At 64.7% G+C, this 14,429-nt stretch carries 15 protein-coding genes; 6 read left to right on the top strand and 9 right to left on the bottom strand.

The features are described from left to right. Positions 1-111 precede the first annotated feature (111 nt). From AC1Q6Z_RS18635 to AC1Q6Z_RS18625, 3 genes are all read left to right on the top strand, one after another. Complete coding sequence (locus tag AC1Q6Z_RS18635) at positions 112-2,283, top strand: transglycosylase domain-containing protein (RefSeq protein ID WP_492648839.1); 2,172 nt, start codon at positions 112-114, stop codon at positions 2,281-2,283. Positions 2,284-2,372: 89 nt separating this feature from the next. Then, positions 2,373-2,966, top strand: coding sequence for a DUF1214 domain-containing protein (locus AC1Q6Z_RS18630; RefSeq protein ID WP_492648838.1), 594 nt, complete (start codon positions 2,373-2,375; stop codon positions 2,964-2,966). Beyond that, complete coding sequence (locus AC1Q6Z_RS18625; RefSeq protein ID WP_492648837.1) at positions 2,959-3,510, top strand: DUF1254 domain-containing protein; 552 nt, start codon at positions 2,959-2,961, stop codon at positions 3,508-3,510. The genes AC1Q6Z_RS18630 and AC1Q6Z_RS18625 overlap by 8 nt, the downstream gene beginning before the upstream one ends. A 108-nt stretch (positions 3,511-3,618) precedes the next feature. Here the strand turns inward: AC1Q6Z_RS18625 and AC1Q6Z_RS18620 are convergent, their stop codons facing one another. The 3 genes from AC1Q6Z_RS18620 to AC1Q6Z_RS18610 all read right to left on the bottom strand — a co-directional run bounded on the left by AC1Q6Z_RS18620 (position 3,619) and on the right by AC1Q6Z_RS18610 (position 5,290). Next, positions 3,619-3,807, bottom strand: a complete 189-nt coding sequence (locus AC1Q6Z_RS18620; RefSeq protein WP_256120834.1) for a hypothetical protein — start codon at positions 3,805-3,807, stop codon at positions 3,619-3,621. 473 nt (positions 3,808-4,280) lie between these two features. After that, entirely contained in the window at positions 4,281-4,754 is a 474-nt protein-coding gene (locus tag AC1Q6Z_RS18615) for a hypothetical protein (protein WP_492648836.1), read from the bottom strand. Between the two features lie 131 nt (positions 4,755-4,885). Continuing rightward, positions 4,886-5,290, bottom strand: a complete 405-nt coding sequence (locus AC1Q6Z_RS18610) for a YkgJ family cysteine cluster protein (RefSeq protein WP_492648835.1) — start codon at positions 5,288-5,290, stop codon at positions 4,886-4,888. Positions 5,291-5,574: 284 nt separating this feature from the next. Here AC1Q6Z_RS18610 and AC1Q6Z_RS18605 point away from each other — a divergent pair, with 284 nt between their 5' ends. Beyond that, positions 5,575-6,489: a DUF2336 domain-containing protein gene (locus tag AC1Q6Z_RS18605; RefSeq protein ID WP_492648834.1), complete on the top strand. Its 915-nt coding sequence runs from the start codon at positions 5,575-5,577 to the stop codon at positions 6,487-6,489. Between the two features lie 9 nt (positions 6,490-6,498). Here the strand turns inward: AC1Q6Z_RS18605 and AC1Q6Z_RS18600 are convergent, their stop codons facing one another. The 6 genes from AC1Q6Z_RS18600 to AC1Q6Z_RS18575 all read right to left on the bottom strand — a co-directional run bounded on the left by AC1Q6Z_RS18600 (position 6,499) and on the right by AC1Q6Z_RS18575 (position 12,783). Continuing rightward, a complete protein-coding gene (locus AC1Q6Z_RS18600) occupies positions 6,499-6,630 on the bottom strand; it encodes a hypothetical protein (protein ID WP_435265070.1) in 132 nt (43 codons plus the stop codon). Positions 6,631-6,729: 99 nt separating this feature from the next. Next, positions 6,730-8,376: a beta strand repeat-containing protein gene (locus AC1Q6Z_RS18595; protein WP_492648833.1), complete on the bottom strand. Its 1,647-nt coding sequence runs from the start codon at positions 8,374-8,376 to the stop codon at positions 6,730-6,732. A 193-nt stretch (positions 8,377-8,569) separates the two neighbouring features. Beyond that, positions 8,570-8,941, bottom strand: a complete 372-nt coding sequence (locus AC1Q6Z_RS18590) for a DUF1491 family protein (RefSeq protein WP_492648832.1) — start codon at positions 8,939-8,941, stop codon at positions 8,570-8,572. A 44-nt stretch (positions 8,942-8,985) separates the two neighbouring features. Continuing rightward, on the bottom strand, positions 8,986-10,389 hold the full coding sequence (locus tag AC1Q6Z_RS18585) for a methyl-accepting chemotaxis protein (protein WP_492649041.1): 1,404 nt from the start codon (positions 10,387-10,389) through the stop codon (positions 8,986-8,988). A 173-nt stretch (positions 10,390-10,562) separates the two neighbouring features. After that, positions 10,563-11,279 (bottom strand): peptidoglycan-binding domain-containing protein, encoded by a 717-nt coding sequence (locus tag AC1Q6Z_RS18580; protein ID WP_492648831.1) that lies wholly within the window; start codon positions 11,277-11,279, stop codon positions 10,563-10,565. After that, entirely contained in the window at positions 11,251-12,783 is a 1,533-nt protein-coding gene (locus AC1Q6Z_RS18575) for a sensor histidine kinase (RefSeq protein WP_492648830.1), read from the bottom strand. Before AC1Q6Z_RS18575 ends, AC1Q6Z_RS18580 begins: the two co-directional genes overlap by 29 nt. 508 nt (positions 12,784-13,291) lie before the next feature. Between AC1Q6Z_RS18575 and AC1Q6Z_RS18570 the strand changes: the two genes are divergently transcribed. Continuing rightward, on the top strand, positions 13,292-13,717 hold the full coding sequence (locus tag AC1Q6Z_RS18570; protein ID WP_256120825.1) for a DUF5330 domain-containing protein: 426 nt from the start codon (positions 13,292-13,294) through the stop codon (positions 13,715-13,717). A 159-nt stretch (positions 13,718-13,876) separates the two neighbouring features. Next, complete coding sequence (locus AC1Q6Z_RS18565) at positions 13,877-14,296, top strand: SufE family protein (RefSeq protein ID WP_492648829.1); 420 nt, start codon at positions 13,877-13,879, stop codon at positions 14,294-14,296. Positions 14,297-14,429 lie beyond the last annotated feature (133 nt).

Raw genomic sequence — 14,429 nt, 5'->3', positions numbered from 1 at the left:
TCTGCTCGTCTCAAAAGACTGCTATCGTGCCTGAATAAACCGGTGGTCACAGGACGTTAACCAGAGGCGGGCAGGCTGCGGCCCGCATCCGCCGGCAAAGGTAAGCGAAACGTGGAAGACGACAGCCAGAAGCCCCCAAAACCGCGCCGCCGCAAGCGGCACTTCTTCCTGCGCCTCGATTCCTGGATCGATTCCACGGTCTGGAATGCCGGCTTTCGCCTCGCCGAAATCTGGGAGGAGATCACCATCTTCTCCCGCCGCTTCCACGCCAAGGGCTGGAAGAAGGCGGTCTTCGAGATCGCCGGCGAAGGCATGAACCTCGGCACGGCAGGCTTCGTGCTGCTGCTCGCCCTGGCGCTGCCTGCCTTCGAGGAGACGACGGGCAACTGGCGCGCGCAGAGCGACTTCGCCGTCACCTTCCTCGACCGCTACGGCAACGAAATCGGCCATCGCGGCATCATCCACGAGGATTCCGTGCCGATCGACGAACTGCCGGACCACCTGATCAAGGCGGTGCTGGCGACGGAAGACCGCCGCTTCTTCAGCCATTTCGGCATCGACTTCCTCGGCCTCGCCCGCGCCATGAACGAGAATGCGCGCGCCGGCGGCGTCGTGCAGGGCGGTTCCACGCTCACCCAGCAGCTGGCGAAAAACCTGTTCCTCTCGAACGAGCGCACCATCGAGCGCAAGATCAAGGAGGCGTTCCTGGCGCTGTGGCTGGAAGCCAACCTCTCCAAGAAGGAAATCCTGCGCCTCTATCTCGACCGCGCCTATATGGGCGGCGGCACCTTTGGCGCGGCCGCGGCGGCGCAGTTCTATTTCGGCAAGAACGTCACCGACGTGAATTTGGCCGAATCCGCCATGCTCGCCGGCCTGTTCAAGGCGCCCGCCCGCTACGCCCCGCATATCAACCTGCCCGCAGCCCGCGCGCGCGCCAACGAGGTGCTGACCAACCTGGTGCAGGGCGGGCTGATGACCGAGGGCCAGGTAATCGCCGCGCGGCGCAACCCCGCCACCATCATCGACCGCAACGAGAAGACCGCACCCGATTTCTTCCTCGACTGGGCCTTCGAGGAGGTGCAGCGCATCGCAAAACCCTTCGCCCAGCATTCGCTCATCGTGCGCACCACCATCGACATGGGCCTGCAGGCCGCCGCCGAAGAGGCCGTGGAAAGCGGGCTGCGCCAGTACGGCGAGAGCTACCGCGTCAAGCAGGGCGCGATGGTGATGATCGAAAACGGCGGCGCCGTGCGCGCCATGGTCGGCGGGCGGGACTATGGCGAAAGCCAGTTCAACCGCGCCACGAGGGCGTTGCGCCAGCCGGGTTCGTCCTTCAAGGCCTATACCTACGCCGCCGCGATGGAATCCGGCATGACGCCGGAAACGACCATCGTCGACGCGCCGATCAGCTGGGGCGGATGGTCGCCGCAGAATTATGGCCGCTCCTATGCCGGCCGCATGACACTGATGACCGCGATGGCGAAGTCCATCAACACCGTGCCGGTGCGCCTCGCCAAGGACAAGCTCGGCACCAAGCGCATCGCGGAAATGGCGAAGGCGATGGGCGTCGAGACGCCGATCCGGACCGACAAGACCATGCCGCTCGGCACCTCTGAGGTGACCGTGCTCGATCAGGCGACGGCCTATGCGGTCTTCCCCGCCGGCGGCCTCCAGTCGCGCCGCCACGGCATCAGCCAGATGATCAATTACGACGGCGACATTCTCTACGATTTCGGCCGCGACGAACCGCCGGCAAAACATGTGCTCTCCGAACAGGCGGATTCGTCGATGAACCGCATCCTCGTGACCATCCCGGTGAGCGGCACGGCGCGGCGCGGCGCGCTCGACCGCGGCATCGTCTCGGGCGGCAAGACCGGCACGACGCAGGCCTATCGCGACGCCTGGTATGTCGGCTTCACCGGCAATTACACGACCGCCGTCTGGTTCGGCAACGACGACTATACGTCGACCAACAACATGACCGGCGGCTCGCTCCCCGCCATGACCTTCAAGCGCCTGATGGACTATGCCCACCAGGGCATCGAGCTGCGCCCCATCCCCGGCATCGAGAACCCGCTGCCCGACGGCAAGAAGGCAAGCGAAGTCGCTGCCACCTCGACCGATGAGAACGCGCTTCCCGCCCTCGTTCGTCCGCGTTCGCTCTCGGCCGACGTCACCAAGCTGCTGAAGGATGTCGCCCGGCAGTTCAACGAGGCCAAGCCCCTGAAGGCCGATGGCCGCGTGGCCGCGCTTGACGGCACCGGCGCCAACCGGACAGAGTAACGGATAGAGCGTTTCCGCGTTTCTCCGAATCGCAAAAACGCTCTATCTCTTCGTTTCGACGCAATTCCGGACGCAAAGCCGCTTCGCCCTTGTTCCGCACGCCCCTCGTCATCGCCACAGCGCTCGCCGTCGCCTTCGGGCTCGGCATCCTGAGTTCGATCTATGCGCTGCGCGCGACCGTCGGCTTCGGCGCCATCGCGCTCGGGCCGTGGACGGCTTTCCCCACCGCCCAGACGGTCGATGCCGATCCCTATGCAAAGGCACACCGCGCGCGCGACGGCAGGCTGCTGCTCGGTGGCGCCGAGGGCCTCACCTTCACCGCCGCCACCGATAGCGGCGGGCGCACGCTGGTCGAAAACTGCCGCTACGAAATAGAGGGCATCACGCCCCCTGCTCGCCTGTGGACGCTGCATGCCGCCGACACCAACGGCAACCCGCTCGCCGGCAGCCGCCCCGGCCTGCCGGTCGGAATCAATGCCTGGTCGGTGCTGCGCACGCCGGACAGCAGTTTTGCCATTCGCATCGCCTCCGCGGCGACACCCGGCAACTGGCTGGCGGTTCCGGAGGGCAAGGCGCCGTTCCTGCTCGTCATGACGCTACTCGACACGCCGACCGCCGGCAGCTCCGGCGTCATCGACCTTGCCATGCCCGGCATCACCCGGCTGGACTGCGCCGATGCGTAGTTTCGTCTATGCCATCGCCATCGGCCTCGTCGGCGCGGCGCTGCTGCACATCGTCATCATCCTCTCGCTGCCGAGCTTCACCGGCCGCGATGCCTATACGCGCGTGCAGACCTTCGGCGAGGCGAACCGTTTCTTCCCGCTGGCGAATTTCGGCGATACGCTGGCGCCGATCAATGACGACCCGGCGATGAAGACCGCCGTCTGCGCCTTTTCCGTCGAAAACGGTCCCATCCGGCTGTTTGCCGATGGCGACGTGCCCTTCTGGTCGCTCGCGGTCTATGATGGGGCGTCCAACGAGGTGTTCAGCATGAACGACCGCACCTCGGTCTCGGGCGCGCTCGACACGCTGATCGCCACCCCCATCCAGCTCATCGCCATCCGCAAGGCCGTGCCGGCCGAGCTGGAACAGTCGATCCTGGTGGAAATGCGCGGCGAGGAAGGTTACGCCGTGCTGCGCATCTTCGTGCCCACCGAAAGCCGGCAGGAAGCGGCAACCGACTTCCTCGCGGATGCAAGCTGCGAACCCTTCACGGCGGAACAATAGGAAAGCGCGCTCGACGACGAGCGACAGGGCGCGGTCTGCCCGCGATAGACAATGCGCTGCGGCCGCACGCGCACGCCAGTCGCCGCTCCAGCGGCGACGGGAAAGGTTTCAGGGCCGGCGGGCCGTGTCCGGGGCGCCGTGTTTGCCCGCCTTGCTGCGTGCAGCAAGCATGGCCGGTGTCAGGCGCTCATAACGCACGCCGGTAAAAAGCAGTATCTGGGCCGGAGCCTCACGGCGAATGGTGTCGCGTCTTGGTGTTCGCGCGAGCCATTCCTTCAATCGTACTACGTCTGCCATTCTCGCCTCCAAAAAGAAGAACCGAGACGGATGAAGCACTTCTACATTCTCACCCTGCCCGTTTTACGGGCCGGTGCATCCGGTTCCGTCACCCCGGCTGCGACATGAGTCGATGTCGTCCCTGTCGCTTACGGGAAGAAAACGGCGATACGGGTCCAGAAGTTTCCCATTCACGGGAATTTGTCTGGTGACCGCCCGGTATCCGGACCATCGCACCTTTCCCTCGCGGAACGGTGGCACCGTCAGGGTATCCACCGTTCACATGATCGAATCATAACACGTCCATCGCAATAGACGAGCCGATCCATGTCCCTAAAACTAGCGACTATCGGGTTAACATGCTGTTAATCCTATGCCATCGCCCTGCATCGTGCTGTTCCGCATGGAACAGGGTGACCCCTGTTCCCAAATCGGCCGGTCCCGTCGTAAAAAACCGGCTGCACCTGTGAAGAGAAACGGTCGGGCGGACCTGCTTATTCGATGACCTCGGAAAGCGCGGTCGCCGACGTGGCATGGCGGGCATTGTAGCCCTTGATAACGGCGGCGGTCAGGACGGCCTGATCGACATCCTCGTTCCTGCGCGGGGACTGCGCGCCCGGCGAACTTTCATAATCATAAACAATGACATCCACGTCGAGCGCGTTCTTCAGTCGCCGCCCCTGCAACAGGCTGACCAGCCCCGCCGCGATCGCCGGATAGGGCGTGTATTCGGCATTGGCCAGCCATTCCCGCAGCTGGCTTTCCGGAACGCTATAGGTGATGTTCATCGCCAGAAGCCGTGACAGCATTTCGTCGACCGTGACGGGCATGTCGGCCGCGTCGACCGTTTTCACGCCGGCTTCGGGCAAAGCACTGCCGGTCGGCGGGCTGCCTCCGGGCGTGCGGTTCTTGTGCAAATTGTCGACCGGCGCCGTATCGGCCTGGGCCAATTCCCACGCCTCGGCCATGCATGGCTGCGGGGACCATGCGAACAGGGTCGAAAACATCGCGCATTGCCAGATCTTCATAGCGCCAGCCCATCGTCGCCAAGGTGCGGACGATACCATGTCCATGCCCGATATCGAATGGAATCTCGCCGTCAGATCTTGTGCACCTCATCGCGCCAGAACACGATGACGTAGCCGCCCGCCGGCGCCATTTCCCCCGCCCACGCCTTCAGTTGCCCATGATAGGGCTCGCGCCGCCAAAGGTCCGGCTGGTCGGGATCGGCAAGCACCGTGATCTGCGGCCCCTGCCCGTAGATCATCAGGTGGGAGCGCGCCGGCTCCCACTCCGCGCCGAGGTCCTCCCTCGTCATCCACAGACAGAGAAAATCCCGGCAGACCGAGGGCCGATCGGCATAGATCGAACAGCCCTGCCCCGCGACGCAATGCGTGCACCAGACATCCGCCGGCTTGTCGAACGCGTCGATCTCCGGCAGGCGGCAACAAAGCGTGCAGGTTCCGCAGGAGCGGCCGGCGACGATTGGCGAAGAGGTGGTCATGGCGGAGCGATAGCACGCCGCCGGCCCGACCAGAAGGGCGCGTCCCGATCCGGCACGCAAACGCCGCGGCACCCACGGCAACCCAGACGGCAGTCTCTTGTAAACATTGCGGTTTCCGCGCGAGCAAGGTTAACGCGTTGCTAACGCTTTTCCTCTACTTTTCATGAACGATTGTGGAGACGGCAAGGGGCTGCCGTTCCGGGGACTTTAGCAGGTGTTTTGTGGCGGACAGGTTTCGCGAACTGGAGAGACCGCAAGCAGGGCGGCCGAAGGACATCGTTCTGATGGCCACGGTTTCCAGCTTCGAGAGCCTGCGTTTTCCGTCGCGCTCCGATCTGCACCAGTTCGGCGAGCTGTTCGAGCCGCTCTATAATGCTTCCACGGAGGAGGCACGCCGCCAGGCCGTCGCCGCCCTTTCGCGCTGCCCGCAGATCCCCGACGAGACCGCCCTCTTCATCGCCTCGCAGCCGATCGGCGTCGCCGCGATCTTCCTCATGGGCGCAAAAGCCATTCCCGACGTCACGCTGATGCGCATCCTGCGCGCGACCGGCCCGGAACATGCCCGCGCCATCGGCCGGCGCGACAATCTTTCGCCCGTCATGATCGAGGCGCTGGTCGGCAGCCACCAGGACCATGCCAGCCGCCGCACCGGCGAAGACCGCGAGGCCTCGCTGGAAGAGGCCGCAAGGCTGGGACGGGAAGAGCGGATCCGCGAAGAATTGCGCGCCCTCGTGCGCGCCGCGACGCCCGCGGTCGAGGCGCCCGCCCGGCTTGAGCCGGCAAGCGAGGTGCACCAGGCGCTTCTCGTGCGTTTTGCCCGCGCCGGCGAAGTCGGCATGCTGGCCGTGACGCTCGCCGACGCGCTCGGTTCCAGCCAGTGGCTGTCCGAGCGTATCCTTCTCGATGTGTCGGGGCGGCAGCTTGCCGAAACGCTCGTGGCGCTGGACATGCCCAGCGCGGATACCGTTTTCGTGCTCACATGCATTTACCCGCACCTGGCGAGCGGCAGCGCCGAACTGATGCTCTGGGCGCTAGATCCGGCCGAGGCGACCCTCCGGGTCGAGAGCTGGCAGCGGGCGGACAGCTATACGAATGGCGATGGCGTGCCGAAGGCGGCCAACGCTGACGACGCGCAGTCGAACGGGCAGGATCACCATGACAGGTCCTCCGAAACCGGTCGGCAGCGCGCCGCCGGCTAGTTAGGTTTCTCAGAATATACGGCGCTTGGCCGGCACGCGGACCGCGGCGCTTTCGTTGCGCTCGGCGGAGAGCGCGGCCAGCGTGGTCGCGACGAACATTCCCGAAATCAGCAGTGCAAGGGCAGGCAGCACGATAAACATGGGGCGTTCCTCCTGAGGGGGTTCGGCACAGGCCGCTGCCTGTGTGTCTCCCTTTTCCCATGATGGAGCCGCGCGCGATGTTCCCGCGGGAACAGGATCTCAGAACAGGAAATCGCCCTTGTGAAGATCCGACAGGTCGACATGTTTCAGCACCATAACTTCGCTGCCCGCGCGGATCAGCACGTCGTCGCCGCTCTGCACGGCATGGCTCTTCATCAGGTCGGAAAAGCCGGTGATGGCGGAAACGTCCGAGAGATCGACCCGGTCGGTGCCCGGCTTGAAATCCGTCACCGTGTCGCGGCCCTTGGAGAAGATGAAGACATCCGCCCCGGAACCGCCGGTCAGCGCGTCATTGCCCTTGCCGCCATCGAGGATGTCGTTGCCGGCCCCGCCCGAGAGCGTGTTGCCGCCGCTGTTGCCGATGATGACATTCGATAGAGCGTTGCCCGTGCCGCTGATGCCCGCCGTGCCGAGCAGGATGAGCTTTTCGAGATTGGCGCCCAGCGTGTAGCTCACCGTCGACTGCACCGTGTCCGTGCCCCCGCCCACCTTCTCGACGAGCTTCAGCTTGGCATCGGCTACGAGATAGGTGTCGTTGCCCTTGCCGCCCGCGACCGTGCCGAAAACCTTGCCGCCGCGTGTGTCAAACGTGTCGTTGCCAGCGCCGAGATCGACATCGCCGCGGATCGTGCCGTTGTTGATGACCACCTCGACGCCATTGCCGCCCTTCAGCGCCAGGTCGCCCGCCTTCAACGTGCCGTTGTTACCGAAACTGTTCGTGCCCTTGCCGAGAAGTGCGACCGCAATCCCGGTGGTCGCCGTCACCGAGCCATTGTTCGTCAGCGTCGCACCGGCACCATCGATATGGATGCCGGAGGTGCCTTTCAGCGTGCCGTTGTTCATCACCTGCGCATAGGCGCCGCCGACATCGATGGCGTCGCCCGAAGTCGAGGTGATTGTCTTGTGATTGGCGAAATTGACCTTCGCGCCATCCAGCCGCACGCCATCCTTCACGGCCGAGATCGTACCGTTGTTCGCCATCACGGCGCCCGAACCGGCAATGACCACGCCCTCGTCGGCGCGCGAAACGATCTTGCCATTGTTGGTCACGACCCCGCCGGCACCCGTCACGGTCACCGCATCGAGCCTGGCATCGATCGTCCCGCTGTTGGTGACGATCGCCGTCGCCCCAATGCTCCTGATCCCGTCATCCGCCGTCGACTGGATGAAACCGTAATTGGTGATGATCGCCTTGGTGCCCGAAACGGTCACCGCATCGCCCGCACTCTTCACCGTGCCATGGTTGGTGACAAGCGCATCGCTGCCGGTCGCCTTGATACCCGGGCCGCCGGACGACAGCACCAAGCCGCGATTGGTGAGGTTGAGCCCCGCCCCGCTGAAGACACCCGCCGCCGTGCCGCCTGAAAGCGTGCCCTGGTTGGAAAACACGAACCCACCACCGGCCGCATTCAGCCCGACAAGCGCCGCCGAGATCACCCCATCCGCCTTTATCGCCACGGTGCCGGCATTGGCGGCGAGCGCGGCGGCGCCAAACACCACCGCATTGCCGGCGTAAGAATTCACCGTGCCATCGATCACCAGCGTGCGCCCGGCAAAAGCCCCGCCGGCATCGACAGCCGTGGCGGCCGTGGAGATCGAAACGCCGGGCGCGACGATCCACTGGCTGTTGGCCTCGCGGGCGGTGAGCGCCGACATCATGTCGACCAGAATGTCGTATTTGCTCATGGTAATCAGGCGTCCGTCATTGACGTGACCACGTCTTGGAGCATGTCCGGTTCACCGGACATGCTCCAATTTTTGTTTTTGCCGCATTATCCGACGCCGAAGCGATGCCGCTTCGGCTGGAAATGCTCTAGCGCCTCTTCGGCGAAAAATCCGTTTAAAACAGGGCAATCGGGCGCGTCCCATGGCCACAGGGTTAACGCCGGAAGAACCCGTCATCCTTCGGCTCGGCTACCGCGAAGTCGATCAGGTCGCCAAGTTCGTCCGTCTCGACCGAAACCACCCAAAGATCGCCATCGAAACGCCGCTCGCGCGCAATCGCCTCGGCCACGACCTGCGCCTCGACCCGCGCCAGCCGGGTCTCGAACAGCCGCATTCCCGTCTCGTCCGCCTCGAAAAAACTCTGCGGCGCCGGCGCATGCAGGCTTTCCCGCCCGTCGCGAAACATCTGCCGCACGAACACCGCCCCCGCCTCCTCCGCCCCCTTCACCTCGACAGCCGCAAAATCGCCGCGGGCAAAGACGCGGCGCATCAGGGCGGAAACGAAAATGTCGGAGCGAAGACGCATGGTCGCGGCTTACACGGCGCGAAGCCGCGGGGCAATCGCGAGATCTAGACCCGGATCGCCAACCGCAACCCGCCCCAGTGCCGCCCATTGACCGTGATGGGCGCCGAAATATCCTTCATCAGCACGAACTGCCCGCCGCCCATGTCGCGGCGGTAGGTCTGCACGAGGAAGGGTTCCTTGTTGCGGCCGGCGGCGAGGCCGACGCGGTCGTTGAAGATGCGTCGGTTGCGGCAGTTGGCGGTGTTCCAGGCGGGATCGCCCGGGCGCTGCGGCTCGGAGAATTTGCGGTTGTGCGTCGGCAGGTAGCCCTGGTCGTCGATCGCCGCGCAGAAGGCGATGCGTTCGTCGGTTGCCACCGCCGGCTCCTGGATGGCCGGCAGCACGCGATCGGTGAAATCGGTAAAGCGCGTCATCATCTGCACCGGATCGCTGCCGGCGATCGGCCGATACTGCCGGTCGAACAGCGCCTCCATGCCAATTTCGCCGCTCAGCACGGCCGCGGAAAAGCGGGCAGAGACCTCGTCGGCGAGCGTCTGGACGAGGTTAATATAGGGACTGTCCGGCGTCTCGATGCCCGCACTCGCCGTCGCCTGGATAATGCGCTCGGAGATCGTCACCACCTCGCCGACCTTTCCGGAGGCGCCCTGCAGCACGGTATTCGAGCGGATGATCTCCGCCGAGGCCGCCCCGATCGACCGGGCGAACTCGCTGCATTCCTTGTCCACCGCGCCCGTCGTCGCGGCGAGCGAGGAGGCGCTGTCGAGGATCTTCGACATGACCTCTTCCACCCCGGCAAACGAGCCCTGCACGTCGGAGGCCGTCGCCTTCACGCCCTCGGCGGAAACGCGCGCGCCCTCGCCCGCCGCTTCAAGCCGGTCGATGCGGGCGCGCAGTTCCTGCAATGTTTTTTGAATGGAGGCGGTCGTATTCGATGTTTCGAGCGACAGCGTCCGCACTTCCGCCGCCACCACGGCAAAACCCTTGCCGGCATCGCCCGCCCGCGCCGCTTCGATCGCCGCATTGAGCGCCAAGAGGTTCGTTTGTCGCGCAATCGTGCCGATCGCATCTGCCAGCCGCCCGACATCGGCGAGCGCCACAGCAAAGGCGGAAATCTCCGTGCCGATCTCGTTGGAAGCCGTCACCATGTGGTCGATCGCGGCAATCGAGCCGTCGAGCTGCACCGCCTGCTCGCCCAGCACCTTTCGGGCGCTCGCGGCCAGTTGGTCCGTCTCGCCCAGCGCGCGGGCGATGCCGCCATTGGCGCTGGCGATCGCCGTTGCCGATTGCGTCAGCCGGGTGAAGAGGGTCGCGTGCTCGCGCGATTGCGTGGCGGTGTCCTGGATGGAGCCGGCAATATCGACAAGGTGCAGGCCAAGATCCGACGCCTCGGCGGCAAGCGCCCCCACGACGCGCCGCAGCACCGCGGCATCCGCCTGCGGCTCCGGCATGTCCGCTTCCAGGTTATGCGCAGTCTCACGCAGGGCAGCGTTGGACATGGCTCGACGATCCTCCAGATTATCAAAGGATCATCCAGCAGACATGGTTAACGGATGCTTTACGGGAAAGCCTGTCGTAGGCGTACGACTTTGGTCGCATTCCTGCATTGCTAAAACAAGAAAGCTCAGAGCGCGCCGATATCCTTGAGCTTGGCGAGCACCTGCTCGTTCGGCTCGCCGGTCACCGGCAGGCGATAGTGCTTCTCGAAGTGGCGGATGGCGGTGCGCGTCTTCTCGCCGATCAGCCCGTCCACCGCAATATCCGTATAGGCGATGTTGCTCAGACCCTTCTGGATCTTCATCACCAGTTCGCTCGGCACCGGCTTTGCCACGGCGGAGGTGACGCCGGGATCGGCTTCCGCCTCCATGATGGCGGCGGCGACCGGATCGAGCTCTTCCTCGGCCTGCGTGCGCGCAGGCTTGTTCTCGATGACCTTCGCCACCTCGTCGAACGGCCGCTCGGCGGGCGTCACGTCGGTGACCTCCGGCAGGTCCTGCTCTTCGCCCTCGCGCTCGATGACGAAGGTCGTCACGTCGTGCGGTTCCGGCTTGGTGGCGGTGAAGCCCAGCGAATTGTCGGCCGAGCGCATCTTCAGGAAGGGTGCGGGATGGCCGCCCGGCTGATACCACAGCGCATTGGCCGCCACGAAGGAGAAGACCACCAGGAAGGCGCAGGTGCCGCCCACGGTGCTGGGATGGCGCGCGGCAAGGCCGCCGAGCGCGACCAGCCCGGTGATGACGATATTGGGCCTGCGCTGCGGCTCGGCGCGGGTGCCGGATCGGCCCTTGCGGGCCTGGCCTTGCGGCCGCCGCTCAGGCTGTCTTCTGACGTGCGCGTTCATCGTTCGTGTCCTTGCCATCCAGCGACGGCTCGTAAACGGTCTCAATGGCAGCCGCAAGGCGCGGCGGGAAATCGACGGTGGATGCCGTGGTCGGCCGCGGGTCACCTTCGCGCGCCACGCCGGAGCCGTCCGCCGGCACGCGGATGGTGATGACCGTGCCCTCGCCCGGCCGGCTCTGGATGACGAAGCTGCCGCCGTGCAGCGCGACCAGACCCTTGACCAGCGACAGTCCGAGGCCGGTGCCCTCGTATTTGCGGGTATATTCGTTCTGCACCTGCATGAAGGGCTGGCCGATCAGCGCCAGCTTGTCGGCTGGAATGCCGATGCCGGTATCGCTGACGGTCAGGAGAAGGTCCTTGCCCTCGCGCGCCGCATCGATGGTGACGACGCCGCCGCGATCGGTGAACTTGATCGCATTGCCGACGAGGTTGATGAGGATCTGCTGGATCGCCCGCTGGTCGGCCACGGCCTCGCCGATGGCGCGCGGCACGCGGCTCGTCAGCTTGATGCCCTTTTCGCGCGCCTGGAGGCCGAGCATCTGCTCGCAGGCCTTGACGCTGTCGGCGACGATGAAGGGTTCGGTCAGCAGCTCGTAGCGGCCGGCCTCGATCTTCGAAACGTCCAGCATGGTGTTGACCACCGACAGAAGATGCGAGCCCGACTGGTGGATCAGCGCCACATATTCGCGCTGGCGGTCGTTTTCCAGCTTGCCGAAATATTCGCCGGTCAGGATGTCGGAAAAGCCGAGGATGGCGTTGAGCGGCGTGCGCAGCTCATGGCTGACGGCGGCCAGAAAGCGGGTCTTGGCATCGTTGGCCGATTCGGCCTGCGCCGTCTTGCGCGCGCTTTCCGTGCGCAGCACGGCCTCGTCGGACACATCGCGCGACTGGGCGACGACGGCGGCCAGCGCGCCATCCGCGCCGCACAGCGCCGTCATTTCCACGCGCATATGCGTGAACTGCTCGGCATCCGCCTGCATGCGCGGGCGGTCGATGCGCACGTCCACCGTCTCGCGCACGCCGCCCTGGCGCAGGCGATCGATGGCGGCGATGAAGCCGAGGCGATCGGAAACGTGGATCTGGTCGAGATAACCGCGGCCCATCGGGTCGCGCATCCAGGCCAGCATGTCGGCGCGGTCGCGGCCATGCACGGCGGTGACGAAACCGCGCGCATCGTGCAGCGTCACGAGGCCCGCGAAGAGATCATAAGGAGAGGTCGGCGCCGGCTCTGTAACAGGCGCGTCGTCAATCTGCGTTACCTTGGGCTGAACCGGCTTCACCGGCCAGGCGGAGGTCGCGGCAGCAGCAAGCAGCGCGCCGGCACCCACCAGCGCCACGCCGGCCGGCAGCGCCGTGGAGGCGGGCATGACGGCGGAGAAGGCGAGCGGCAGGCCGGGGACGGCGGCCAGAAGGGCGAGCGTCGTCGCGCGCAGGGAAGCGGACGGGCGTTCATCGGCGGCATGCGCGCCAGCAACGCCCGCAACGGCGCCCAGGCGGACGGCCATTCTGTCAGCGATGGTGGTCAATTGGCGCAATGCAAAACCCTGCCGTTTATGTTCTTTTGTGTGAGCCCAAAATCGCATCGGCGACTTAAGGAAAGAATAAACGACAGGGGCCTGAAAGGGTCCGAAAAGCCCGAAAAGTCCCATTTCGGGGCAATCCACCGGCCATTCGTCCGGCGTGGTTAACGGGGCGTAAGCGCCTCATTTTGCGGCATTTTTCTGTTCGTATTAACCTCTGGGGCAACATCGCCGAACGCCCATTCCCGGCATTCCGGGGCGCTCCGCCAGTGCGCTCCGCCATCATCCTTAACGGCAATCGCTAAAATCTGCCTCAAATGCCGGTAAAGCTGCCGATAGGTCGCATTTTACTTAAATCTGGGCAAAACCTGAGTGATTCCTGAAAAGGGGAATTTCCTTCCGGCCCCTATTCTCGCATCAACGGTTCGCCAAGGACCAACACGAAAGCCGAAGGCCGCAAAGAGCCGAGGCCCTATAACAAGGATGGCAAGCGATGTGGTTTCTGATCAAGGGAACGTTCTGGTTCTCCATGGTTCTCGTCCTGCTCCCCTTCATCGACGCGGAATCCTCCGCGAAGCTGGAGAAGGGTCCGAGCGTCGAGATCGGCGATACCTTCAATGCCGCAAGCGAGGCGCTGCACTACGTCACCGCCATGTGCCTGGAGAAGCCGGACGTCTGCGAGAAGGGTGCTGAAACCTTCGTCGCCCTCGGCCACCGGGCCCGCGAAGGCGCCCGCATCGCCTACCAGTTCCTCGATACCCAGTTTGCCGAAGAGGGCACCGCGACCGCCAAGGCCGATCCGGTCGCCAAGGAAGCGCTCGACCAGCCGCTCCCGGACGTCGCCGCCATCGATGCCGATGACGAGGTGATCACCGGCACCATCGCCATCCCGACGCGCCGCCCCGACCACAAGAGCTGAACTGACCCCCTTTTAAAATTTCTGCCTGCCTGACTCGTTGCCCCTGCAACCGCCGTATGGATCCGTTCCATACGGCGTTTCTTTTTGCGGATACGGATTCCGGTTCAAATTCCGGGCTGCCTCCCCTATATGAAAGCCAAAGCCGCAGACGGAACCGACATGGCCACGCTTCAACAGATCATCGACGACTTCGCCTACCTTGAGGAATGGGAGGACCGCTACCGCTATGTCATCGAGCTCGGCAAGGCATTGCCGGACATTTCCGAAGACAAGCGCACGGCCGCCAACAAGGTGCAGGGCTGCGCCAGCCAGGTCTGGCTCGTCAGCCATACGGACGACGCCGCCGACCCGGTGATGACCTTCGAGGGCGATTCGGACGCCCATATCGTGCGCGGTCTCGTCGCCATCGTGCTCGCCATCTATTCCGGCAAACATGCCTCTGAGATCGCGGCGCTGGATGCCATTGATACGTTCAACGAGATCGGGCTGGTGGAGCATCTGTCGTCGCAGCGGGCCAATGGGCTGCGGTCGATGGTGAAGCGCATCCGCGAAGAGGCGGCGGTGCGGGTGGCGGCTTAACGGCCTTCATCTTCGAAACGGCGCGGCAAGCTCCCACTGATCTCCCCCCTTGTGGGGGGAGTGTTCATGTTGGACTCGCGAGGCGTTTTCTTGCGAGGAAGATGTCGAGTGTGATCTGGAGCATTTCGAGTGT

The organism is Shinella sp. GW835-FHT14H05 (assembly GCF_058793575.1).
This window is presented reverse-complemented; position numbering and strand designations above follow the sequence as displayed.

Excerpts from the sequence above, each read along its gene's own strand:
- AC1Q6Z_RS18625 (WP_492648837.1), top strand. The coding sequence starts at position 2,959 with ATGCGTAGTTTCGTCTATGCCATCGCCATCGGCCTCGTCGGCGCGGCG.
- AC1Q6Z_RS18620 (WP_256120834.1), bottom strand. The coding sequence starts at position 3,807 with ATGGCAGACGTAGTACGATTGAAGGAATGGCTCGCGCGAACACCAAGA.
- AC1Q6Z_RS18615 (WP_492648836.1), bottom strand. The coding sequence starts at position 4,754 with ATGGCCGAGGCGTGGGAATTGGCCCAGGCCGATACGGCGCCGGTCGAC.
- AC1Q6Z_RS18610 (WP_492648835.1), bottom strand. The coding sequence starts at position 5,290 with ATGACCACCTCTTCGCCAATCGTCGCCGGCCGCTCCTGCGGAACCTGC.
- AC1Q6Z_RS18605 (WP_492648834.1), top strand. The coding sequence starts at position 5,575 with ATGGCCACGGTTTCCAGCTTCGAGAGCCTGCGTTTTCCGTCGCGCTCC.
- AC1Q6Z_RS18600 (WP_435265070.1), bottom strand. The coding sequence starts at position 6,630 with ATGTTTATCGTGCTGCCTGCCCTTGCACTGCTGATTTCGGGAATGTTC.
- AC1Q6Z_RS18595 (WP_492648833.1), bottom strand. The coding sequence starts at position 8,376 with ATGAGCAAATACGACATTCTGGTCGACATGATGTCGGCGCTCACCGCC.
- AC1Q6Z_RS18590 (WP_492648832.1), bottom strand. The coding sequence starts at position 8,941 with ATGCGTCTTCGCTCCGACATTTTCGTTTCCGCCCTGATGCGCCGCGTC.
- AC1Q6Z_RS18585 (WP_492649041.1), bottom strand. The coding sequence starts at position 10,389 with ATGCCGGAGCCGCAGGCGGATGCCGCGGTGCTGCGGCGCGTCGTGGGG.
- AC1Q6Z_RS18580 (WP_492648831.1), bottom strand. The coding sequence starts at position 11,279 with ATGAACGCGCACGTCAGAAGACAGCCTGAGCGGCGGCCGCAAGGCCAG.
- AC1Q6Z_RS18575 (WP_492648830.1), bottom strand. The coding sequence starts at position 12,783 with ATGGCCGTCCGCCTGGGCGCCGTTGCGGGCGTTGCTGGCGCGCATGCC.
- AC1Q6Z_RS18570 (WP_256120825.1), top strand. The coding sequence starts at position 13,292 with ATGTGGTTTCTGATCAAGGGAACGTTCTGGTTCTCCATGGTTCTCGTC.
- AC1Q6Z_RS18565 (WP_492648829.1), top strand. The coding sequence starts at position 13,877 with ATGGCCACGCTTCAACAGATCATCGACGACTTCGCCTACCTTGAGGAA.